The sequence below is a fragment of the Thermotoga profunda AZM34c06 genome (genome assembly GCF_000828675.1).
GTDB classification, from domain to species: Bacteria; Thermotogota; Thermotogae; order Thermotogales; family DSM-5069; genus Pseudothermotoga_B; species Pseudothermotoga_B profunda.
Map to the genome: position 1 here is coordinate 1,991,484 of NZ_AP014510.1, position 22,994 is coordinate 2,014,477.

24 protein-coding genes and 1 tRNA gene are annotated in these 22,994 nt (G+C 39.7%); 1 reads left to right on the top strand and 24 read right to left on the bottom strand.

Annotation, left to right across the window (positions count from 1 at the left end):
* Nucleotides 1-5 precede the first annotated feature (5 nt).
* Nucleotides 6-833, top strand: a complete 828-nt coding sequence (locus TSP02S_RS09695; RefSeq protein WP_041083668.1) for an ABC transporter permease — start codon at nucleotides 6-8, stop codon at nucleotides 831-833.
* 281 nt (nucleotides 834-1,114) lie between these two features.
* Here TSP02S_RS09695 and TSP02S_RS09700 read toward each other — a convergent pair whose 3' ends face one another.
* The 24 genes from TSP02S_RS09700 to TSP02S_RS09815 all read right to left on the bottom strand — a co-directional run bounded on the left by TSP02S_RS09700 (nucleotide 1,115) and on the right by TSP02S_RS09815 (nucleotide 22,953).
* Nucleotides 1,115-2,041 carry a sugar-binding transcriptional regulator gene (locus tag TSP02S_RS09700; RefSeq protein ID WP_041083669.1) on the bottom strand — a complete coding sequence of 309 codons (927 nt, stop codon included), beginning with the start codon at nucleotides 2,039-2,041 and terminating at the stop codon, nucleotides 1,115-1,117.
* A 48-nt stretch (nucleotides 2,042-2,089) separates the two neighbouring features.
* Nucleotides 2,090-3,238 carry a RuBisCO large subunit C-terminal-like domain-containing protein gene (locus tag TSP02S_RS09705; RefSeq protein ID WP_041083670.1) on the bottom strand — a complete coding sequence of 383 codons (1,149 nt, stop codon included), beginning with the start codon at nucleotides 3,236-3,238 and terminating at the stop codon, nucleotides 2,090-2,092.
* 14 nt (nucleotides 3,239-3,252) lie between these two features.
* Nucleotides 3,253-4,254 carry a transketolase family protein gene (locus TSP02S_RS09710; RefSeq protein WP_041083671.1) on the bottom strand — a complete coding sequence of 334 codons (1,002 nt, stop codon included), beginning with the start codon at nucleotides 4,252-4,254 and terminating at the stop codon, nucleotides 3,253-3,255.
* Nucleotides 4,251-5,162, bottom strand: a complete 912-nt coding sequence (locus TSP02S_RS09715; RefSeq protein ID WP_041083672.1) for a transketolase — start codon at nucleotides 5,160-5,162, stop codon at nucleotides 4,251-4,253. Before TSP02S_RS09715 ends, TSP02S_RS09710 begins: the two co-directional genes overlap by 4 nt.
* Nucleotides 5,163-5,178: 16 nt before the next feature.
* A complete protein-coding gene (gene mtnA, locus TSP02S_RS09720) occupies nucleotides 5,179-6,216 on the bottom strand; it encodes an S-methyl-5-thioribose-1-phosphate isomerase (protein WP_041083673.1) in 1,038 nt (345 codons plus the stop codon).
* A 14-nt stretch (nucleotides 6,217-6,230) separates the two neighbouring features.
* Nucleotides 6,231-7,433: an S-methyl-5-thioribose kinase gene (gene mtnK, locus TSP02S_RS09725; RefSeq protein WP_041083674.1), complete on the bottom strand. Its 1,203-nt coding sequence runs from the start codon at nucleotides 7,431-7,433 to the stop codon at nucleotides 6,231-6,233.
* 16 nt (nucleotides 7,434-7,449) lie between these two features.
* Nucleotides 7,450-8,472 carry an ABC transporter permease gene (locus TSP02S_RS09730; protein WP_041083675.1) on the bottom strand — a complete coding sequence of 341 codons (1,023 nt, stop codon included), beginning with the start codon at nucleotides 8,470-8,472 and terminating at the stop codon, nucleotides 7,450-7,452.
* On the bottom strand, nucleotides 8,469-9,965 hold the full coding sequence (locus TSP02S_RS09735) for a sugar ABC transporter ATP-binding protein (RefSeq protein ID WP_041083676.1): 1,497 nt from the start codon (nucleotides 9,963-9,965) through the stop codon (nucleotides 8,469-8,471). Before TSP02S_RS09735 ends, TSP02S_RS09730 begins: the two co-directional genes overlap by 4 nt.
* 45 nt (nucleotides 9,966-10,010) lie before the next feature.
* Nucleotides 10,011-11,057: a sugar ABC transporter substrate-binding protein gene (locus TSP02S_RS09740; protein ID WP_052465431.1), complete on the bottom strand. Its 1,047-nt coding sequence runs from the start codon at nucleotides 11,055-11,057 to the stop codon at nucleotides 10,011-10,013.
* A gap of 143 nt (nucleotides 11,058-11,200) precedes the next feature.
* Nucleotides 11,201-11,689: a DUF5317 domain-containing protein gene (locus TSP02S_RS09745; protein WP_232503703.1), complete on the bottom strand. Its 489-nt coding sequence runs from the start codon at nucleotides 11,687-11,689 to the stop codon at nucleotides 11,201-11,203.
* Between the two features lie 34 nt (nucleotides 11,690-11,723).
* Nucleotides 11,724-12,569: a pantoate--beta-alanine ligase gene (gene panC / locus TSP02S_RS09750; RefSeq protein WP_041083677.1), complete on the bottom strand. Its 846-nt coding sequence runs from the start codon at nucleotides 12,567-12,569 to the stop codon at nucleotides 11,724-11,726.
* Nucleotides 12,570-12,588: 19 nt separating this feature from the next.
* Nucleotides 12,589-12,678: transfer RNA gene (locus TSP02S_RS09755), tRNA-Ser, on the bottom strand.
* Nucleotides 12,679-12,711: 33 nt separating this feature from the next.
* Nucleotides 12,712-13,248 (bottom strand): hypothetical protein, encoded by a 537-nt coding sequence (locus TSP02S_RS09760; protein ID WP_041083679.1) that lies wholly within the window; start codon nucleotides 13,246-13,248, stop codon nucleotides 12,712-12,714.
* A gap of 8 nt (nucleotides 13,249-13,256) precedes the next feature.
* On the bottom strand, nucleotides 13,257-14,288 hold the full coding sequence (gene kdd, locus TSP02S_RS09765; RefSeq protein ID WP_041083681.1) for an L-erythro-3,5-diaminohexanoate dehydrogenase: 1,032 nt from the start codon (nucleotides 14,286-14,288) through the stop codon (nucleotides 13,257-13,259).
* A gap of 43 nt (nucleotides 14,289-14,331) precedes the next feature.
* A complete protein-coding gene (locus tag TSP02S_RS09770; RefSeq protein ID WP_041083683.1) occupies nucleotides 14,332-15,588 on the bottom strand; it encodes an ABC transporter substrate-binding protein in 1,257 nt (418 codons plus the stop codon).
* Nucleotides 15,589-15,611: 23 nt separating this feature from the next.
* Nucleotides 15,612-16,184 carry a dephospho-CoA kinase gene (gene coaE / locus TSP02S_RS09775; protein ID WP_041083684.1) on the bottom strand — a complete coding sequence of 191 codons (573 nt, stop codon included), beginning with the start codon at nucleotides 16,182-16,184 and terminating at the stop codon, nucleotides 15,612-15,614.
* Nucleotides 16,181-16,378, bottom strand: a complete 198-nt coding sequence (locus TSP02S_RS09780; protein WP_232503704.1) for a hypothetical protein — start codon at nucleotides 16,376-16,378, stop codon at nucleotides 16,181-16,183. The genes coaE and TSP02S_RS09780 overlap by 4 nt, the downstream gene beginning before the upstream one ends.
* A 32-nt stretch (nucleotides 16,379-16,410) precedes the next feature.
* Nucleotides 16,411-17,766: a glucose-6-phosphate isomerase gene (locus TSP02S_RS09785; RefSeq protein ID WP_144380767.1), complete on the bottom strand. Its 1,356-nt coding sequence runs from the start codon at nucleotides 17,764-17,766 to the stop codon at nucleotides 16,411-16,413.
* A 12-nt stretch (nucleotides 17,767-17,778) separates the two neighbouring features.
* A complete protein-coding gene (locus TSP02S_RS09790; protein ID WP_041083690.1) occupies nucleotides 17,779-18,291 on the bottom strand; it encodes an adenine phosphoribosyltransferase in 513 nt (170 codons plus the stop codon).
* Nucleotides 18,292-18,400: 109 nt separating this feature from the next.
* A complete protein-coding gene (rpmB, locus tag TSP02S_RS09795) occupies nucleotides 18,401-18,601 on the bottom strand; it encodes a 50S ribosomal protein L28 (RefSeq protein WP_041083692.1) in 201 nt (66 codons plus the stop codon).
* 57 nt (nucleotides 18,602-18,658) lie between these two features.
* Nucleotides 18,659-19,342 (bottom strand): ribonuclease HII, encoded by a 684-nt coding sequence (locus tag TSP02S_RS09800; RefSeq protein WP_041083694.1) that lies wholly within the window; start codon nucleotides 19,340-19,342, stop codon nucleotides 18,659-18,661.
* Nucleotides 19,332-20,246, bottom strand: a complete 915-nt coding sequence (locus TSP02S_RS09805) for a D-alanine--D-alanine ligase family protein (RefSeq protein ID WP_041083695.1) — start codon at nucleotides 20,244-20,246, stop codon at nucleotides 19,332-19,334. Before TSP02S_RS09805 ends, TSP02S_RS09800 begins: the two co-directional genes overlap by 11 nt.
* A 5-nt stretch (nucleotides 20,247-20,251) precedes the next feature.
* Nucleotides 20,252-21,877 (bottom strand): cobalamin B12-binding domain-containing protein, encoded by a 1,626-nt coding sequence (locus TSP02S_RS09810; protein ID WP_041083697.1) that lies wholly within the window; start codon nucleotides 21,875-21,877, stop codon nucleotides 20,252-20,254.
* Nucleotides 21,874-22,953 carry an NAD/NADP-dependent octopine/nopaline dehydrogenase family protein gene (locus tag TSP02S_RS09815; RefSeq protein ID WP_041083699.1) on the bottom strand — a complete coding sequence of 360 codons (1,080 nt, stop codon included), beginning with the start codon at nucleotides 22,951-22,953 and terminating at the stop codon, nucleotides 21,874-21,876. The genes TSP02S_RS09810 and TSP02S_RS09815 overlap by 4 nt, the downstream gene beginning before the upstream one ends.
* Between the last annotated feature and the right edge of the window lie 41 nt (nucleotides 22,954-22,994).

Below are 22,994 nucleotides of genomic sequence, written 5' to 3' on the forward strand. Positions count from 1 at the left end.
CTCAGATGAATAGAACTCTGAAAAGACTTTTTAGAAATCCTTTGAATTTAATTTTCTCAGTGATCTTGATCTTGATTCTTATAATAGCTATTTTCCCAGACTTTTTTGCTCGGTATGGTCCCTATTCGATGGATTACGATGCCATACTCGAACCACCTTCTTTGAAACATTTTTTTGGAACAGATCAATTTGGCAGAGATATTTTTTCAAGATGCATTTTTGGCCTTCAGAAAAGTGTGATAATAGCATTCAGCTCGATTTTGCTCGCATCTTTTATCGGGACGATCTTTGGGCTCATAGCTGGCTATTACGGTGGAGGATACGATTTGGTCATAATGAGAATCTGTGATGGATTTTTTGCCTTTCCTTCATTGATATTGGCTCTGTTCATAGTAGCCCTTTTTGGATCAAGCCTTGTCAATTTGATAATCGCTATAGGTGTAGTTTATGTACCAATCTTCGCAAGAACGGTGCGAGGAGCTGCTTTATCTATAAGAGAAAGTTTGTTCGTGAAGGCATCAAAGGTTATAGGAAAAAGCGATTTAAAAATAATGCTCAACGATGTATTGCTAAACCTTTCGTCGGTTCTCATAGTAACCTTCACAACAAATCTCTCCACGGCTTTTCTCACCGAAGCATCGCTTGGCTTTCTTGGATTGAGTGTTCCACCACCAGAACCAACCCTCGGTGGTTTGGTAGGACAAGGTACCGCCTTTTTGCTGAGTGCACCTTGGATAACACTTTTCCCTGGTCTTGTCATCGCCGTTGTTGTGCTGAGTTTGAATATCTTAGGAGATGGATTGAGGGATGTTTTAGACCCCAAGAATAAATAGAATAGTTTATACCTTAAATCAAAACAAATAGGATGAAAATAGTTATTCAAAAACCAACGATAGTAAACTCTCAAAAGTTAGTCTCAACAAAGTTATGTTATAGCGATGAATAGTGAAACAAAATGAGTTTTCTATACCAAAGTATCATCAGAAAGGCAAAAACAAGAAATTGTTACAAACAAAAAATCGTATACTATATAATGGACAGCGCTGATCCACCGGTGGATAAAATACCCCCTTCGTATATTGCCATAGGTCTAATCTTTTGGGTTTGATAGATATTATTGTGCCTTGCCAAGTAAGCTTTTTGCTGTATATACATCTGTTATCAATCCTGAAACCCATCCACCCTTCAAAGCGGCTTTGAGTGGTGAAACCTTTTCTTTTCCAACAGCCATTACTACAAATATCGGTATCCTTTGAATGGCATCCCAATCAATAGACACTATTCTGTCATCAAGAGGAGTTCGCACCGGTTTTCCATTTTCGTCAAAAAATCGCATAAGGACTTCTCCAACACAATTCAATTTCTCAAGTTGTTCCATCGTTTCCTTTGAAACTAATCTTGTCTTTAAAAGAGTACTTTCCTGACCCACACATCCCATGCCAACAAACGCTATATCAACTTCAGAAGCTTCTTTTAAAGCTCTTTTTATAGAAGGCTCTTCTTTTATAGAAGGATTTTCTACGAGCACAGGTACAGCTAAGGGAATGTATTGAGCACCTGTTGCTTCAGCTAAAATCCAGCTTATACTATAAGGATTTCTTTGCCCAATGAAGCTACCCGTTAGATCATAAACAGAACATTTATGAGAAAGTTGTATATTTCTTCGAATCAAATGTGGTGCCATCGAACTGACAGTAGTACTCCATCCAAGACCAACTCTACATGGTCTGTGTTCACTTATGAATCTCAAAAGAGACTCGGCACCAAATTGGCCAAGTAGGTTTCTATCTTCAGGAGCAACAACTGCTATTTTCAGTCCAAAACGTCTCTTGAGTTCTTTTTCGAGAACATAATATTCAGGTAGAGAATGAGTTATTCGAATCTGAACAATCCCCTGACTCTTAGCTGCCGAGAGTAATCTGCTGACCTTTGTTCTTGTTATACCAAGTTCTTCAGCTATCTGTTGCTGGGTGTATTCATCCATGTAGTACATCCAGGCAACTATGGTTAAAAGATCTTCATAGTTCTGAAAGCCAAGCATCAAAGACTCTCTCCTTCAACTGACATCTTTGAACTTCTCACTTTTAGTTTAATCATTTTCCAATGAAGAAAGTTGACAGATTTTTTCGATCTGATTTCTAAAAACCTTGACATTCTCCGTAAGATCCATACCCATCTTGTGAAGGGCTCCACCAATTAACAATACAACATCCTTGCCATAAAAAGAAATCATATCACCAGTGGCACTGACGTTCATACCTCCTGCAGGAGATGGAAAAGCCTCTTTGAAAGATCCAAAAGGATCTTTGAGCCCTCGATCTATTTTTCGACAATCTTCTTTTGAGAAAGTAAAGCGACCACCGTAGTTTGGAAATATCACCACATCTGCGCCAATCATACGTTGTATATTCCCAAACAAAACTCCAAAATCCATAACAGACAGATACCCACCCAAAAAAGCTGGGTGGCTCAAAATTGGAAGATCGACTTCCCGCCTCAGGGTTATAAAACTTCCAAAACCACAGAGAGCCACAGATACAAGTAGTGCACCACTCCCAATCTTTTTGACAAACTCTGCTCTTTTTATCATGACCTGTTCACTCGCAGTTATGTTTGGTGCATAGATCGTGTGAAAACCAGTTTCACGATTTGCCCTGTGAACTGCCTCTGTCACTTTAACGACACGTTCTTCGAATTTTGAGAACGGTTGATCGGCAAGGCCATGATCATCTTTGATGATATCTATACCACCAAGTGCCAAACGGTAAGCCATCTCAGCGAGTTCATCAGAAGAAAGACTCATTGGTTTGATAGCCGTTGCAAGAAAAGGTCTATTATGTATTGAAAGTCTCTCTCTTAATCCAGAGATTCCATAACGTGGACCAGGAAATATACTCTCTACAGACATAGAAAGTTGTAGATCGATTATCTTCAGATTGGGAAACAAACTGCAATTTCCCATGATGACGTTGAAAAATTGTGTCGGTTCATTTCCTACAACTTCAACTGGGTAACTTATTGTCGCAACCACAGAATTTTGGTATTCCTGAATTTGCTCAATCTTTCCAATCACATGGTTCTTTATCGATTTTCCAGTGAGTTCCACAGGAAATTCGATGGTTTGTTCAACGCAAATCGCTTCAGCAACCTCTTTGGCTTTGTTGAATTTCTCAAATATCTGATATATCACTTTGAATCGTTCGCCGCTGAAAAGATATTCAGTTTCGTATTTGATCACACCGATTCACCTTCTTATAAGTCCTCAGCTTTTATCATTTGTTCTATCTCATCTATCTGTGGCTCTGCAAGATCGTCTTCTTCGATATCCAATTTTTGACCTATGAGATTTTCAACGGCTTTTACAAGATTCATTGCATCCAACCCATAATATTTCATCAAATATTCTTTGCTACCTCCATGGGCATAGGTATCTTTCAAGCCTATTCTCACAAGGCGCTTACCAATCCCATTTTCAGCCATGAGTTCTGATACCGAACTACCGAGCCCGCCAATGATTGTGTGATTTTCCATGGTAATCACACCATACTTTGCTTTCTCAATTGCATTAAATATTGCGTCATCACCAAATGGTTTGTGAGTTGAGATGTGAAGATGTTCTATAGAGACACCATCCTTTTTCAATATCGTGGTGGCTTTCAAAGCTTCTTCAGTCATGATGCCGCTTGTTATCAGAGTAATATCATTTCCTTTACTCAAAACACGACTTTTCCCAAGTTTCATTGGCTCTCTAAACAATCTTGGTATTTGTCCCCTCAGTTGCCTGATGTAAACAGGTCCATCGATTGATTGGGCCACATCAAGGACACTCTCTACCTCTGTCGCATCACCTGTTTCCAATATAGTCATGTTTGGAACTGTCCTTAAAATCCCAACATCATTTATCGCCTGGTGCGACGCTCCACCTGGGGTGGTTATTCCCGGTAAAAAGCCAAATATCCTCACTCTCAGATTTGGATAGGCTATACTCATTTCTATTTGATCTAACGCTCTTCTGTACATGAAAACGGCAAAAGTGTGTACGAATGGTGTGAAACCTTCCCTTGCCATACCTCCTGCTGCACTCATCATGTTTTGTTCAGTCATTCCGAAAGAATAGAATCTATCTGGATAGGTCTCTTTGAACAAGCCTATCTCTGTGGAGTTGGTTAAATCGGCTGAGAAAACAACGACTTCTGGTTTATCAGCTGCCCATTTGACAAGATTCCTTTCATGAACTCTCGCTTCTAATTTCATCGATTATCACCCCCGAATCTTTCTTTTAGAAATTGTTGTAGCTCCTCTTTTTCCTGTTCATTCGTTATTCTTATGTAATGAAATTTTGGCGCTCTTTTTTTGAGTATTTCAATACCCTGATATGGAATAGTTCTTGCGATAACAAATAAAGGTTTTGATTCATGAGGAGTATTTGCTGCATCAATGAGTTGTTGTATATCGTGCCCATTTACTTCAACCGCCACCGCTCCAAAGGATTCCAATCTTTTTTTCAACGGTTCAATTTGATTTACCGTATCGATCTTTCCATCTGCTGATTGTCCATTTGCATCGATTATCACATTGACAGTATCTACTTTGTAAAAAGAAAGTGTTTCAATGGCTTCCCATGTCTGACCAATCATGAATTCACCATCTGACATGACAACCCAGTTTTTCCCAGTTTCGCCCTTTCTTTTTCTTGCCAGTGCTATTCCCAGTACCTGTGAGATTGTCTGACCAAGTGAACCAGACATCAATTCATGGCCAGGAGAATGATCGGCACCTATCATTTCGACTGTAAAACCATCCTTGTTGAACATCTCTAAACCCTCGGCGAGCATGCGATTTGTTTCAACGAGAGTAGCATATAGTACCAAAGCATAGTGCACCGGACTGAGAAAAAATCTATCAAGATGAGGCTCTTTTGGCCCGTTGTAACCATAACCGGAAAAATATTCTTTGTTGTCTTTCGATGGCACACCAGTAAAAACAGGAGGAATCTTCGGAGCTATCGAAGGACCAATGTTTAAAATTTCACCATAAAGTGTGGCGAGAATTTCTGCACTTGAACATGCTTGAGAGAGATATCCACCACCATTTTTTATTGTGAATTCAAGAACCCTGCGTCTTATCCCATTTGCTATTTTCTTTATATCATCAACATTCATTCGTATCACCTCCTGATCATGTCGTTTCAAAAAGTTTTTTGAGGTTTTCTTTGAAAGGTGGATAAACAATCCCTTTCTCTGTGATAATGCCTGAAATTAGTTCTGCAGGAGTCACATCAAAGGCCGGATTGAAAACCGGACTTTCTTGTGGTGCAACCCAAGTATTCCCTACACGACGAATTTCATCGGCACTTCTTTCCTCTATTGGTATATCTTGGCCTGTGGGTGTTTTGAGATCAATCGTGCTGGTTGGTGCAACGATATAAAATGGAACCTTATGATATTTAGCAACCACAGCGAGATTATAAGTTCCTATTTTGTTTGCGGTGTCACCGTTGGCTGCTATTCTGTCTGCTCCAACAAGCACGAGATCGATTTTGAATCTTCTCATCACCAATCCACTTGCTCCATCTACGATCACAGTATGTGGTATACCAAGCTCTTTCATCTCCCAAGCAGATAGACGAGCTCCTTGTAATCTTGGTCTTGTTTCATCCAAAAAAACATGTATATTCTTACCCATTTCATGTGCATATCTTATTACTCCTAAGGCTGTACCGTAATCAACTGTTGCCAAAGATCCTGTATTGCAGTGATGAATTATCTTTGCCCCAAAAGGTACCAACTCAACACCATTTCTGGCTATTTTTTTATTTATTTCAACATCTTCATGCTCAATATCGATTGCTTCTTTTTCCAGAATTGCTTTTAAATCTTCAACTGAACCATTAAATTCTCGCCAGATTTTTTTCATTCTGTCCAATGCCCAAAAGAGATTTACGGCAGTAGGTCTTGAGGATCTTAAAAGATCGTCGGCTTTCTCAAGTGCTTTGATTGGATCATCATTCTTCGAGAGTTTTTGCACGCAAAGAACTATCCCATAAGCGGCCGCCACTCCAATCGCAGGAGCACCTCTCACTATCATTTCCTTAATGGCTTTGGCGACTTTATCAACGGTTTTCAATTCAAGATAGAGAGTTTTCTCTGGCAGATATCTTTGATCTAAAAGTACGAGCTTATCTTTTTTCCACTCTATAGACCTGAATGTACTCAAATTACTTCCTCCTTTCAGATGAGAGGTTTCGATTCTTTGAGAGCACGCGATAGATCTACAATTTTTTCAAAATATTTCCACGAATTGATCCATTTGATAGCGATATCCAAAGCAATACTTTCTGCCTTAGCTCGAAGGTTTTCATCTTTTATTGTCCAAAAATCATGAACATGCGCCATTCCTATTGTTCTTCTGAATATCTCTGCCGCGCCAAATCCTGCTGATTCTTTAAGAAGTCTGCGCATGTAATTTTCTCTATAGTTTTCTGAAGGCCATTCACCATTTGAATCATTTTCCCAAATACGTAAAAACTCTTGCTGAAAAACATCCCAGGTTTCTTCGAAAGATTCAACTATCCATTGTCGGTATGCATTCCTCGTACTCGGTTCTGTTCTATGTGCTTCTTGTGCAGCATAGGCAATTGCAAGGTTTGCAAAATAGGTCCCTATATCATGTGCCATTGGACCATAGAACGCAAATTCTGGGTCAATGACCTTTGTTTTATTTTGATCCAGCATTATCGATCCTGTGTGAAGATCGTTGTGAATCAGAGCCTGTGCTTTGGTCATATAAAGCTCTTTGAAATAGAATATTTCTCCTCTGATTTTGTCGTCTTGATGAATTTGTTTTACTATGTTATCAAGTGGTTTACTCCACCTGTTATTGGGATGGTCAATATATGGTTGTGTGAATACCAAATCTTCCTGAACTTTACAAAGTACAGGATTTGAAAAATTGATCACCATTTCCTTTTTTTTCTGCGATGACAGATAAAGGTCAGAAGTGTAAAATAGGGTTCTTGCCATAAAAATTCCTATGTGTTTGGCAACTTTTGGAAAGATCTCTCCATCTATTAAAGCTTCACGCATAACTCTCAATTCTTTGAGATCTTCTATCACCAAGACGTGCGTTTTATTATCGTAGAAATATATCTTTGGGACATAATCTGGTGCATACTGCGATTCTATGCTAAGAGTTTCGTATTCTATTCTCTGTCTGTCAACCGGCATTTTGAAGTCTGGATAACGCCATGCATATGGCAGAGCTTGTTTCAATATCACAGAATTCCCACTATCGACATTGCGAATGCGAAATATCAAATTCACATTTCCCTCGGAAATCAACTCAGACGATAACTCTCCTTTACCCAGAATAGTTTCCCTCAGATCGGTCTTTTCCACATATTCCAGAACGGTTTTTTCATTGAACTGGGTCATTCATTCAACCTCCCTATTAACGCGATTCTTTGCGTATGGCAAAACTGATTCCCAGAGCTGAAACCAGAACAAGCCCTTTGACAAAATCCTGTATGTACCAAGGTGTGTTGAGCATGGTAAGACCATTCAACATCACCCCAACAAAAACTGCACCCAGAAATGTCCCCCATACGTTTGGTCTTCTCACACCAAGCACTGCAAAACCAAAATATGTCGACGCAACCGCATCCAAAAGGTAAGGATCTCCTGCTTTAACTGCACCTGAACCTATGCGTGAAGCGAGTACAAGGCCCGCAAGGGTTGCAAGTAAAGCGCTTATTACGTAAGCAGCTGTTCTATATTTTTTCACTGGTATACCTGCTAACCTTGCAGCCTCGATGTTTCCACCAACTGCATAGAAAGCCCTGCCAAATCTTGTAAATTCAAGAAAGAACCAAGTTACCAATACTACGCAGAGCATTATGATGACCGGTACAGGTATACCGCGAAAATTCTCGGTTTTGAACAAAAAACCTTGTCCAATCACCAAGAATTCTTTTGGTATGAATCCCTTTGTTACTTGGCGCATCGGATCCCATGGATTTGTCATTCCTCTATATACAGCATCACCCTTTGTGATCCACATTTGCAAACCTTGAGCGAGATAAAGTGTCCCAAGTGTAGCCAGCAAATCAGGTATCCGAAGTTTCAGTATCAAGAAAGAATTGAGCAATCCGATACCAGCTCCAACCAACAGAGCACCGACTATTGCAATATACCAAGGAATTTGCCAAATAACCATTAAGGCTGTAGAAAATATCACTGCAAATCCTGTCACGGCACCAACAGATACATCCATACCATTTACAACAACCGAAAAAGTCACACCAATCGCCACAATAGTCAAAATAGAGACAGCTCTAAGGATGTCGAAAAAGTTGTCTAAACTGAAAAAAGATCTCGTAGTCAATGAAAAAAAGACTATTAGTACAACCAGAGCAGTTATCACTCCGTATTTCAGCATGAAGTTGGTCATTTGATCTGCGAAATTCCTTTTCACTGTTTCACCCCCGCTGCATAACTCATTATCGCCTTTGAATCTGCATTTTCAGAATTCAGCTCAGCCACAACCTTACCATCTCTCATGACCAATATTCTGTCGGCTATTCCGACGGCTTCATTTATCTCACTGGTGGCAAGGATTACAGCAGATTCTTTCGCAATCTGAACGATCAATTGATATATCTCTCTTTTTGCTCCGACATCAACACCTTGAGTGGGCTCATCAAGCAAAAGTACCTTTGGTTTACCTCCAAGCCATCTGCTGACAACTATCTTCTGCTGGTTTCCACCAGAAAAATACTGTGCTTGACGTTCAATATCGAAAGGCACTAATCGAACCTTTTCGGCTAAATTTTTGGCGTGGTTACATTCACTTTTTTTGAGTACCTTACCCATAAAACCACAGAAATCTTTTAAGAAGGGCACAGTTATATTCTCTCTTGCAGATTTGTCGAGGATCAATCCTTCTTTTCTTCTTTCTTCTGGCACAAGATATATGCCATTTGCTATTCCATCAACTGGACTGTTTATTCTTATTTGTTTTCCATCTACGAAAATTCTCCCTTGATCGGCACGCAAAGCACCAAAGATCAACTTCAGCGTTTCTGTTTTTCCAGCACCTGTAAGGCCTGTTATTGCCAATATTTCACCCTTTCTGACACCAAAACTCACTCCGTTTACTCTGTTACGCCACTTTAAATCTTCCACTCTCAAAATTTCTTGTCCAAGTTGTCTTGTATCTTTTTTGGGGAAAAGATCCTCCTGAGGTGAATCAAGCATCGCCTCGACTATCTTTGAAAGAGGAGGTACATGATCAAAATATGCTGCCTTTCTCCCATTTCTGAGAACAGTAATTTCATCTGCCACGATCTGAATCTCGTCCAATCGCTGACTTATATACAAAATTCCAACATTGCGTTGTTTTAACCTTTTTACAAGATCAAAGAGTTTTTCAGCCTCTATCAAACTCAGTGAAGACGTAGGTTCATCGAGTATGAGAAATTTGACTTTGTGCAGTAAAGCTCTTGCTATCACAAGTTGTTGCTTTTCGTGTAGAGACAGGTTCTCAACCTTGGCAGAAGTTGACATGGGAAAACCAATATCATTTAGATCTTTTTCTGCGCGCCCTCTCAGGTCTTTTGTGGAAATAACTGTGCCAAACTCACCTGTAGCAAAATTTTCTAAATAAAGGTTCTCAGCAACGGTGAGATTCGAGACCAACTGAGTATCGACTTCTTGATGAACTACTTCAATTGCATTATGAAATGCATCAAATGGTGCTTTTAAAGTGATTTGTTGATCATCTATCATTACAACGCCATCGTAATTGTCATAATATCCAGTTAATATCTTGACCAACGTACTTTTACCTGCACCGTTTGCCCCCACAAGTGCATGTACCTTACCTGATTTTATTTCTATATCGACATTATCAAGGGCTAAAACACCGGGAAATTTCTTGCTCAAATTTCTTGCCTTGAGTACTGTCATAGATTCAAAAGGCAGGGCGATGTGCCCTGCCCAACTCCCCCTTTCTTATTTTTTGTTCCTTTCAACCAAAGCCTTTATCCAATCGGGCCACACTAAATTGCTTTCACCGAGACCTGGTAATGCTTTTACAAGTTCATCCATGTTAGTTATATTGTTGTCAACAAGGAACTGTCTTGTAATCAGCTGTGGTTCAACCAACAAATATTTAGGCAATTTTTCACCACCGACAAGAGCTGCTGCAGCTCTTACGGCAAGTCGACCAACTGCATAAGAATCTGTTCCAACAGTTGCAACCCATGGGCTATTTTGTTGAATCATCATCTGAATATCTTCGGTGGTGACATCAACCGAATAAACCTTGAACTGATTGCTCTTTCCTGCCTGCATTATCGCTCTCACTGCGCCTTTTGCAAACTCATCCCACATGGCAAGTACCGCGTTTGCTTCGGGTTTTTCTTTCATCGCGGCTTCCATTCTTGTTTGAGTGTCGGCTGCCGTTGATCCTGTAACTGCACCTATCTTGGCAACTTCTTTTATTCCAGGGAAGCGCCATTTGATTATCTGCCACATTCTGTCTCTTTTATCCAGCGGTGCAAATCCTCCTACATTGACATAGATGACATTGGCTTTCCCTGCAAAATCCACTGCCAACTGCTTACTGATGAGATAACCAATCAATAGATCGTCTTGTTCAATCTCAGGTACTCTGTCGTCGTCAACGACCAGATCAAAAGTTACCACTTTGATTCCTCTGTCCAAAGCCTCTTGGATTTTGGGCATCAGTGGATCAGGTCTTCCATGATCAATTATGATCGCATCAACCTTTTGTGCAATGAAGTTCTCGACCATGGTGACCATTCTCGCCATATCTCCATGAGCGGTTGCCTCTAAGAGTGTTATACCAAGTTCTCTTGCCATTGATTGGGCACCTGCAAGGTAACGTTCAAAGAAGCTACCCTCTCCTACCTCTCTTACCAGAGCTATTCGCACATTCTTGGGATTTTCAAATTTTTTCGGAAGTTGAGTCTGTGCAAAGATCGAGAGAACCATGAGAATACTCAGGAGAAATACTAATACCTTAAGACTTCTCATACCAACACACCTCCACAGAGGAATAGATTGTGCACATTTGTGCAACTGTGCACTTTTGTGCAAAACCAGTATAGCATGAAAAACTCACATTTCAACAGACTATTTTCATACCACAAAGGAAGGTATAATGCTCACAAAATCCTTCATTGATCAGTTATTCGTGATAATTTCACTGTGGGTGATCTTTTCTCTGTGATTGTTAAGAAAAACACAAACACCCCTATATAGATAAAGATATCACCGGGGCTTATCAAAAACTTTCTTCCCCAAGGAAGTATTATCGGTATCCAATCACCTAATAGAAGTTTCATATTGAATACTTGCACAAAAACATGTTTTATCGTCAGGTTCAAGTTAAGAATTTTTGCAAAAGGTTCATAGGCAGGCATTTTTCCATTGTTCAGAAGTATTACCAAAGCATTCATGACAGAGCCAATTGCCATTAATTTAAAACCCATTAGATCTCTATTGAAGAACAATATCAGAAACAGTAAGCCATAAGAAATACTCATCAAAAAACCACGATGATTGAATGGCAACATTTGAATTATGAATGGAACAACAAATAGATAAACCATCTTAATATGAACTTTGTCAAGATGATAAATTCTTCTTTTAAAGATGATCGACAACAAGAGAGCGATCACAAATACATCCAAAATCAAATCAATTTTCTCCCAAAATTATGTTATCTATCAATCGTGCCTTTCCAACCCAAACGGCTAATGCAACTATAACTTTTTTATTGATCTGTGACACAGGTTCTAAGGATTCCTCATCGACTATCTCAACGTAGTCCACTTTGAGTTTGTCAAAGGATGAAAGATAATCTAAGATCTTCTCAATGATCCTTGAAGCACTTTTCTCACCAGATCTGTACAGACTTTCTGCCATTTTTAGGGATTTATTCAGTGCAACTGCTTGCTCTCTTTCTTGGGTCGATAGGTAAACATTTCTTGAACTCATTGCAAGACCATCTGGTTCACGCACAATAGGACATTCGATAACTTCGACATCCATGTTGAGATCTCTAACCATTCTCCTTATTATGCGAAATTGCTGTGCATCTTTCTGACCAAAATACGCGCGATGGGGTTTTACTATGTTGAACAACTTGGTCACAACCGTACAAACCCCTCTGAAATGCCCTGGTCTTGATTTGCCACACAGATATTTTGAAAGGCTCTCTTCATTGACATAAGTCGAATAGCCCTTTGGGTACATTTCCTCAACCTCGGGCACAAAAACAAAATCGACACCCTCTTTTTCAATCATCGAAAGATCTCTTTTTAAATCCCTTGGATAACTCGTGTAATCTTCATTGGGACCAAATTGTGTAGGATTTACAAATATACTCACCACGGTGATATCATTTTCCGCTTTCGAGCGCTTCACCAGGGAAAGATGACCTTGGTGGAGATAACCCATCGTTGGCACAAAACCTATGGTCTTTTCTTTTCTCAGTTTTTCAGCGAGATTTTTCATATCAGACACAGTTCTTATGATCTGCACCATGACCACCCCACAAAAATGGCGGAGGCGGTGGGACTCGAACCCACAAGGGCTTTAAAAGCCCACCGATTTTCGAGACCGGCTCCTTAGCCAATTCGGACACGCCTCCACTACAGATGATTATAACAGAAGGTGTTCATATTCAACTCAGAAAATCCGCGAATGGTTCCTGAACCTTAACTGTGTACTCATATTGGTCATCGGTACCAAAATGTGACGTCAAGTATTCCTTTACAATCATCTGTGCCAACTTCTCTTGATTTATCTGACTGACATAGCTGAACTTAGTTATACAAATAACATCGTCTATTCCTTTATCGATGATTGCAAATTCTGACTCGATAACATTTAGATCCACCAAGCTTGTGTATATCTGTGAAAAATCCTTGACAAAGTCAAGATTTCCCAATTTTTCTGTCTGCGCAAAATCTGCACCGGTTTTTCCAAGAAGATCGATCACATCTTCACCGTGTAAAACAAACAGTACAGATAGCGAAGGAAATTCTTCTTGATCTTTTAAGGCATAAACAGTAGCGTGTATTTTGCCAAAATACTCACTATTTGCAAATTTCAGAGGTTTATTCATCTGTTTTTCTATCTTCTGCAAGGTATCATATAAATTTCGTGCCTGTTCAGTGTTTTGAAAATACTCGATCGTCATTTCATCAAGATAGTTCATTCTCCACCTCATCCATATTTTTTCATGAACAGATTATAGAGTTTTTCATTCTCTCTAACTATTTCTAACGCGAATTCTGCATGATCTGTCGCATAACCATTTCCTATTATCATGTCAACATCTTTTCCTATTCCTTCTGCGCCAAGGGCTGCTTTTGTGAAACTCGTTGCCATTGAAAAGAAATACACTTTACCACGTTCTCTCGTGCACATAACCGAAGTCATCTCTGTGTCTGGTACATTCACGACATTTATCACAACATCGGCGAGTTTTCCATCATTCACTTTTAAAAATTTCTCATAAGTACCAACGGCATCTTGTGCATCAGCAACGATTATCTTATCTACGACACCGAGTTCTGTTAATTCCTGTATAGAACGTTCTGAATGTACGAGGCCAATCACCGTACCAGTTGGTCCAGCATACTTCTTTGCAACATAACAACAAAGCACACCAGATTTTCCGCCAGCTCCTATAATCAACACAGTATCACCTGGTGAAACCAATCTCGCCGTTTGTATAGGTGCACCAGCTACATCTAAAATCGCAAGGGCAACAGATTCAGGCATATCATCAGGTAATTTTGCAAACACACCCGTTTCAAACAATATGGCTTCAGCCTCGACATCAACCTGTTCTTTATCAATGTGAACTTTTGCAATTTTTTTCAGATTCAAAGGTGTCAAACTCAATGAAACAAGCGTTGCAATCTTATCACCTTCATTTGCATCTATTTTTAGATCCTTTCCAATTTTTTTGATCTTTCCTATCAACATTCCTCCAGACCCAGTGACTGGATTGTGCATCTTACCCCTTTCTTTAACTATTTGCATGATCTTTTCTGCTATTTTTTTCTCATCTTTACCCACTTCGTTCTTAATTTGTGTAAATGATGCTGCATCGATATTCAACTTAATTACATCGATCAAGATTTCGTTATCGTATACTTTTGAGGTATCGTTGTCGACCTTCCAAGCCGGTTGGGGCAATTTACCCTTAGGCTCTATGACTCTGTGAAGTCCAAAAGGATCACCGCGCACAAAGCCACCTCCAGATGAAAAAGGGGCTGAAAGCCCCTTTTTATCATAAGCCTTCTCTCTGAAGTTCCCTTGTGATTTCTTGTTCTGCCCATTTAAGTCCTTCGTCTATTGTCTTCTTGCCGAATAAAACGTCGTTAACCATGTTCCCGACAATCGTTCTAATTTCTGCCCAGACACCAAGTTGTGGATCAAAAACACCATTTGGTAACTGTTGAAGTGGGACTTCGGCAGCAGGATCTTCTGCTACGAATTTTTTCCACAGTTGAGTCTCAGTTGCGCTCTTTCTGACTGGTAAATAACCGGTTTTCGTTGCCCAATAGGCTGTTATATCTGGAGAGATTAAAAATTTCATGAATTCCCAAGCTGCTTTCTTTTCCTCATCCTTGGCACTGCTGAACATAATCACATCAGTACCTGCAAAAAGTGCATTCTGCGTTTTCCAAACTGGGAGTGGAGCCCAACTCCAACCATGTTTACCAGCCGAACCACTTGCCACATATGGTTTGCTCGCCACGGTTTCTATAAACATTGCAATCTTACCCTCGCCAAATGGACCGTCCAAATATCCTCCTTGCACCAATGCGTACTTATCTTTCAGATCGAGCATGAATTGCAAAACCTCTCTTGATTCTTCACTATTGATTGTAACCTTCCATTTTCCATCTGAATCTTTTTTGAGAACAGACCCGCCATTCAAAGCAAGGAATACTTGGAAATGATCAACTGTAGAGCGAAAACCAAAACCATATTGATCAATCGTTCCGTCTCCGTTGAAATCCTCTGTCATAAGAATTGCGGCTTTTTTCAGCTCGCCCATCGTTTCAGGAATCTTTAAACCCGCTAAGGTCAAAGCATCTGTGTTCACATAAAGAACATAGATACTCTTATTGAATGGTAGTGCATACACAGTTTTGTCCCAAGTGCAGTTGAGCCTCATCGGCTCCCATATATCGAGCCATTCAGCAGATGTAAAACCAATCTTTGGGTCTGTGATGTATTTATTCAAGGGTTCAACAATGCCAGAGTATATCAACTTCGCTGTCCAGTTCGAATAGGCTTGCGAAATCGTTGGAAGTCCTCCAGCTTGAGCTGCTGCAAGCAGTTTCTGTTGAAGTGTGCTGTAGTTTCCAATGTAGATTGCTTCAACTTCGATATCAGGATGCTGCTGATTGAAGAAATTGACTATCTCTTGTAGTGTTTGTCCATGTCCACCACCCATAGCATGCCAGAAGGTAACCTTGACTTTGGCAAAACTCAAAATAGCTACACTAAGCAATACAACCAAAAGAAATTTCTTCATACCTACACCTCCCCTGATAGCTGTTACATCTTTGATTTTATCACCCGATTGTAAAAGCTTTTTATTTTCTCACGCAAAGATGAAAGATCTGAGTCATTGACGATCACATATTCTGTATCTGTTATATCTTCTTGGCAAGCCAATCTACGGTAAATTTCATCTTCGTTCATGCCTTTTTGTTTGAGCCTTTCAACGGTTTTGTCCATAGGTGCTACAACTGTTATGACAAAATCACACAACTTTTCTAATTTGAGTCTGTGCAAAATAGCGGCATCTATTACTATTAAGCCAGTGAGCGAGTTGAGCTCTTCAGTGATCTTTTCCCTCATTTTTGGGTGGGTAATTCGCTCCAAAATGGAGAGTTTCTTGGGATCTGAGAAAACTATTGAAGCTAATTTCTTGCGATCGACATTCACACCATCAAAAATCACTTCACCAAAAATCTCTCTCAATGAATTTTTGACTTCTTGATTTTGCAATACTTCATGCCCAATCTTATCGACATCTATTATATGGGCACCAAGTTCCCTAAAGATCTGAGCAACGGTACTTTTTCCAGATCCAATTTTACCGGTCAAACCGATTATTAACTTCAATACAGTCTTTCTCCTTTTTCCTGCAAGAGAGTTTCAAAACTCTTGTATTCCTCTCCTGTTAAAACAACCACCGCTATATCTCCGTTGGCTTTTTTATATAACTCAGACATCTTCTTGTTTATATCTTTCGTATCATTCATAACCACTACGTATACATCATCCCCAAATGGACTTTCTTTAAGAAAATAAACCATTAGTGGCTGAAATAATTTCACGATATGCTCCGTCAATCTATCACAACCTTCTTAACAGGTTCGGGAAATTTCAGCACTTCAAAACCCTTTCTGCCCATTAGAGAATATGTAATCCTCTTACCAAGTTCTACACCCGGTTGATCGTAAGGATTGATCATTAAGAGATCCCCCATCAAAGCAGTTGCAAATTCATAATACATGAAGAATTGACCTATATCATATGCATTTATCGTTGGAAAGATAATTCTCATACTAGGTCTTCCATTTGAAGCCAATGCCCTTTCTGTTCCTGTGAGCTCACTCTTTAGAAGATCTGCGAGTTTCTTTCCACCGAGATAAGATATTTCATCATTTTCATGAATGGTTGGAATGAGTATATCTCTATCAAATCTTTCAACTTCAAGGAATGTTATAGTTTTATCGTCTGGTCCCTCATTATAAAGTTGAATCTGAGAATGTTGATCGACCACACCAAGCGCCTTTATGGGTGTCAAACCCTCATTTACTATTTGCCCATCTAAGGAATATTTCTTTCCCAGACTCTCTGCCCAAAGTTGTCTAAACCAATCGGCGAGCGAAAAGAGTCTGTTGGAATAAGGCATCATCACACTGATATTTCTACCTTTTTTCTTATGCAAATAATGACACGCTGCCATCATAGCCGCTGGATTTTTTTCTATATTCAAATCTGCACATTTGAGATACGCATCTTTTGCACCATCGATCAATGCCTTTATATCTACACCACACGCCATCGCCGGCAGAAGACCCACAGGTGAAAGGACGCTGAACCTTCCTCCAAGATCTTGGGGGATATCCAAAGCCTGTATTTTTTCATTTTTAGCTATTTGACGCAACAACCCTTTTCTTGGATCTGTCGTGAATATTATATGTTCAGCCGGGTTCAAGCCTCTGATTTGCAAAAGCCCACGAATTACCTGATAATGTGCAAGACATTCCGCTGTAGAACCAGACTTTGATATCACATCAAAAAGAGTTTCACGTGGATCGATCTCATCAAGTACTGCAGCTGCTTGATCGGGGTCGACATTTTCAAGGAAGAATATTCTCAGATACCCACTTCTCTCCTGCTTGGTCAAATAATTCCAATCTGGTGGTGTCAAAGCATTTGCAAGCGCTACAGCCCCCAGGCTCGATCCACCTATACCTATAACGACTAAATTGTTGAAAGACAATACCCATTGCCTTATATCTTCAACTGAATCCATATAACTCCTGTCAAAAATGACGTTGACAAATCCAGGTCTGCTTTTTACAACTCTCTCAACAGATTTTGTAACTTGATCTCTCACAGAAGCGAATTCTTCTTCACTTATACCACCCTTTGTATTCGGTTCAAACATGAAACTGAGATCGAATCGAAGCACGATATCCCCCCCTCAATAGGAGATGACTGTCTTAACTGGATACTCGGTGAGCTTTTTTCTTGGCTCAAGATATGTCAATTCTATCAGAAAACACATACCTACAACATCTCCACCAGATCGCTGAACAAGTCTTGCAATCGCACTGGCTGTGCCACCTGTTGCCAAAACATCATCCACAACAATGACTCTCTGTCCACTTTGAATAGCATCTGAATGCATTTGAAGCTGTGCTGTACCGTATTCAAGATCATATTCTATAGAGGTTGTTTCATAAGGCAATTTTCCTGGTTTTCTGATTGGTACAAAACCTTTCTGAAGTTTATATGCAAGCGCTGCACCAAAGATAAACCCTCTTGCTTCAGGAGAAACTATCAGATCAAAGTCCCAATCGAGAATAGTTTTTGCCATCTCATCAACTGCCGTGTGAAATGCCTTTGGGTTTTTGAGTAAAGGCGTGACATCCCTGAAAATGATACCTTCAATGGGAAAATCTGGGATATCTCTTATGAAATTCCTCAGATCCATCTTTTCACCGTCCTTTTTAGAAAAAAATCACACAGGTACATTTTAACAAACAAGAGGGTGATTTTCAACAAAAGAGGAGAAAATCAAAAAGCGCGGATGGCTCCGCGCGTTATACTGCTGCTACTTTTTTAACCTTACCTGCCTTTAAGCACTTTGTGCAAACTTTCATCGTTTTAATACTTCCATCATCCATCACAACCCGAACTTTTTGAAGATTGGGCCTGAACATCCTTGGAGTATGTCTGTTTGAATGACTCACATTCTTACCAGCTACGGGCTCTTTACCACATATTTCACATCTCTTTGCCATCTTGCATACCCCTTTCCAAATCTATCCAAATAATATTATCAGAACTCTCAAAGAATTTCAAGTTTTCACACTCGATGAAACAATCTTTTCAAGTACAATCCTAAATCTTCGAGAATCAGGATATGCCAAAAGAAACTCTTTAACGCGTTCAAAGTTTAGCAATGACAAAACAGGTGAAAAAGTGAGCCGATGAAAAACTGTTGGTCCAAGTAGTTTTAAACTATCGATATGACACTTCGTTGCGTAACCTTTGTGTTTTGAAAATCCATAACCTGGATAGATTTTGTCGTAAGCGTTCATAATCCTGTCACGTACTACCTTCGCAACAATTGATGCGGCAGCTATAGACGCACTTTTTGTGTCACCCTTAACAATACAAGTACCTTGCATGGAAAGTTTCAAAGATTTTCCATCAATCAACACAAAACCATCCTCGTTGAGCATCTTCAGTGCTCTGTTCATTGCTAATCTTGTGGCATTCAAAATATTGTACAAATCGATCTCTTCGACTGAGGCAAGTCCTATTCCAACTTGCGAAGTCTTCATTATTTGTTCAAAAAGTTCTTCTCTCTTTTTTGGTGTGAGTTGTTTGGAATCAAAGACATTCAACTTGTCGTGCAACACAACTGCAGCAGCTACAACAGGACCCGCAAGACAACCTCTTCCTGCCTCATCAACACCTATGATGTTTTTAAAAGTCTTTTTATAGAAATCATCGAATTCAAAAAGTTCATCTCTCATGATACCTCAAAGCGTCCTCAAATATTTTTAAGATCAAATCATCATAAGAATATCCCGCTGCCTGCGCCATCTTGATGATATCAGAATAATTCGGTGTTAACATGGGAAGTGAATTAACTTCAAGAAAATATATATCGTTTTCCTTCACTCTCAGATCCATTCTCGCATAATTTCTAAGACCTAAAACCTCAAATGCCTTTAAAGCATAATCTTTGATCTTTCTCTCTAAATCTTCATCGATTTGTGCAGGACATACATATCTTGTATGATCACCATATTCGTGCTTGACTCTATAGGAATAGAACCTTTCCAACCCATCTGGCAACGTGGAGAAATCTATTTCTAAAATCGGCAGAACCTCACCTGCCAGTATACCCACGCTGAACTCTCTTCCATCTATGAATTGCTCCACAAGTGCCGGTTGTTTGAATCGTGTGTGTATATCTCTGACCTTTCTCACCAATGAATCATAATCTCGAACAACGGAATCCGCATCTAACCCTTTCGCACTCCCTTCACACGATGGTTTTACAATAGCTGGATAAAATTGAATCTCTGGCACTTGTTCTTTGATATCTACACTTATAAACGATGCTGTTGGTATACCATAGTATGAAAGAATTATCTTTGTTTTGACCTTGTCTATACAGATGGCATGCGCTTGTGAAGTAGAACCAGTGTACGGTATCTTCAGAAGTTCGAGTATTACTGGAACGTGAATTTGTTTTGAAGCAGTTGACAAATTAAAAACCGCATCGAACATAACTATTTTTTCAAAAAGATTATCCTCAAATGCAATCAGTTGCACTTGATATCTCTTCGAGAGTACATTATAAACCGATTGAATCATCAGTTCTCTTGCTTCATCGAGATTTGATTTGTCATACACCACAGCGACTTTCAATCGATTCAACCTCCTAAGATATGCTTCAATCTGTTTTTCTCTGAAATGATATTTCCATAATCGTCAACACATCTGCAAAGACCATCTATGATCTGAGTCTTCACCTGTCCTTTTGCTACAGAGAATCCTTTTAATGCCGGTGCATCGAGTATACCAATCTGCACAGACTTATACAAAACTTCGGGATCGAGTAAATCTTCATCTTTACCATCTTTTAAATCTTTTATCGCCTTTATAATCATCATCGCTTCATCCTTGATTCTGTCTTTTTCATCTCTGACCCATTTATCTTTTAATGGATCCGGCATACCTCTAATAGCGATATTTATAGACCGTTTTGACATCTTCACGCTTTCTATGATTTCTTTTGATGTAGCCCTTCTCATCGATTCACAATAAGCAACAACATGAATGATATGCGGTTCAATGTACCAGCCATAGAACATCGAAACACTGAGTTGTCCCATGGCTGCATAGGGATCGGCAGGCACCGACATTAAACCCGTTCTGATCATTCTGTAGACTCTAAAGCTGTCATCTTGAAGTGACTCAACTATCTCTTTTTTTGCAATCATCTTTGCAATATCACCCTTTGGAGAAAGTCCATTTGGAGTTTCGAGCATGAACTGTTGAACATAATCGCTCACTCCAAGCTTTTTTGCTGCGAAGGCTGCCAAATAAGCCGTAGCTACTTCCACTGCATCATGACACACCCTCAAAGCCCATTGATGTGAATCTGTGACTTCAACTGGTACACTGTTTTGCGCATTCCATTTGATTCCTTCGATATTTTCCTTGATCGCCTCCAGCAATGGTCTATTCGATCTCCTGTCCAAATCGCTGTACCACATGAGCGGTATGGCTGCCCAGGCATTGTTGATAGTCTCTTTCAAGAGTTTTGAGAATTCTACCATGTGGGTTGTGCCCGCATAACACCTGACTAAGGGATAATTGCCACGCCTTGTTGCTTGATACAATCTGACAAAGTCTTCACGAGTTCTTATTGGAACCCCACCAGCACCATCTTGTGAACGATCCATTTTCTCTGGTTCAAAAAAATACTGCTGACAATTTTGATCTGGTGCAATAGAAATAATGTCCAGGAGTTCTGATTCAGCGAGTTTTTCAATTTCTCTAATAGTTTCTTCAAGCGTCTGTAACCCTATGTGATGTCTGACCAGAGGAAATGGTGCTTTGAACTCTATTCTTTCTCTGAGAGTCTGTGGAAATCTTTGAAGATGTTTCTCTTCTCTTACCTTGCCCCTTAGAAACATAACTATCTCATCGAGTTCTTCTGTTCCATCGAAAGCTCTTTTGATAAAAGAAAATTGCCTTGCTTGTTGAGCTGTTTCAACAGTTCCACCAAACACATAAGTTTTCTCAGTGAGTTTGTGCTTGTTGATCAGATCTTCAAATTGGTTCAAGAGATTTTTCAGAGACTCCGCACCCAATCTGTAACTCATCGCTATTAGATCTGGATCATTTAGTTCTATCTGTTCAACGAGTCTTTCAACTGGTATTGCTGCACCAATATAAACCACTTCATAACCATTTTCTTTGGCGATCTTCAAAAAATTCAACAGACCAACGTTGTGAACACAGCTTCCTATGGAGGCACCTAAGATTTTCATTCACCCACCTCCATTATGCGTTTTATCTGTTCAACCGATTTTCCTTCAAGGTGGAGTCTTTCAAAATTTCTACCTTCTTTGAAAAAATCAGTTCCCATCATCAAAGAAGCAAGCTGAATTATTGAATCGATGATAGGAGTTTTCACATTCACAACTTTTGCAAAAGCAGAGATTGGGACAAGACTTGTAGGAACGTCTTCGAGAATATACCTGTTTTCTAAACTCGTGGGCGCTTGAATTCCTCTGTATCCTTCGTTGTTGTGTATCGCATCGTATAGATTTGAACCTCTCACATCGTACGCATAACTAAGCCACTGAACGGCCGTCATCGGTTCTATACCAAATTTTCTTGCAACTTGACAGCGCTCATCGTCGATTGCTTCGAGTACTTTTGCCACAGACTGACTGATACCCTCGAAATAGAATTCAAATTTTCCAAAAGTCGACTCTACCCATCCTGTGTTCAATATGATTGTTGCCGGATGAAAAACCGCACCGATGTTGTTAAAACTCGTGTATAGAGTATTTGGTGCGATCTCAAATTCTGTCATCACTTTTAAAAGAGTTTTTTCAAGATCACTATTTTTTCTGGACGGTAACGCGGCTACTGGTACGGCGTTCTTTATTCTGAATATTCGTACAACTCCTGGGTTTGATGCGCGTGATGCAAATACAAAAGTTTGTGCCTCTGCTATAACGATATCCTTTTTGACATTCTCTTCCTTTAATGTGTTGTAGAATTCAAGTGCACCCGCTGTTCTACCAGGATTTAAAACCACAATCTGTCCGTCTTCAAGATAGGGTGCCATTTTTTTGGCAATCTCTCTATGTGCAAAGGCAGGCAATACTACCATCAACAATTGACGATCTTTCATCGCTTCTTGAAGTTGTGTAGTTGCAAAGGAAATCTGTGCAACCGCATTGATCTCTCCTTCAACCTTGATTTTATTGGTCTTCATGATAGGTGCTATTCTCCACGCGCTACGATTGTACAAAGAAACATCAAAACCCTTTAAAGCGAGATATGCGGCCAATGCTTGTCCACCATTTCCAGCACCAATTACGCATATTTTCATTACAATACCTCCTATCCGTTGATCAAAATTCACGCGAATTT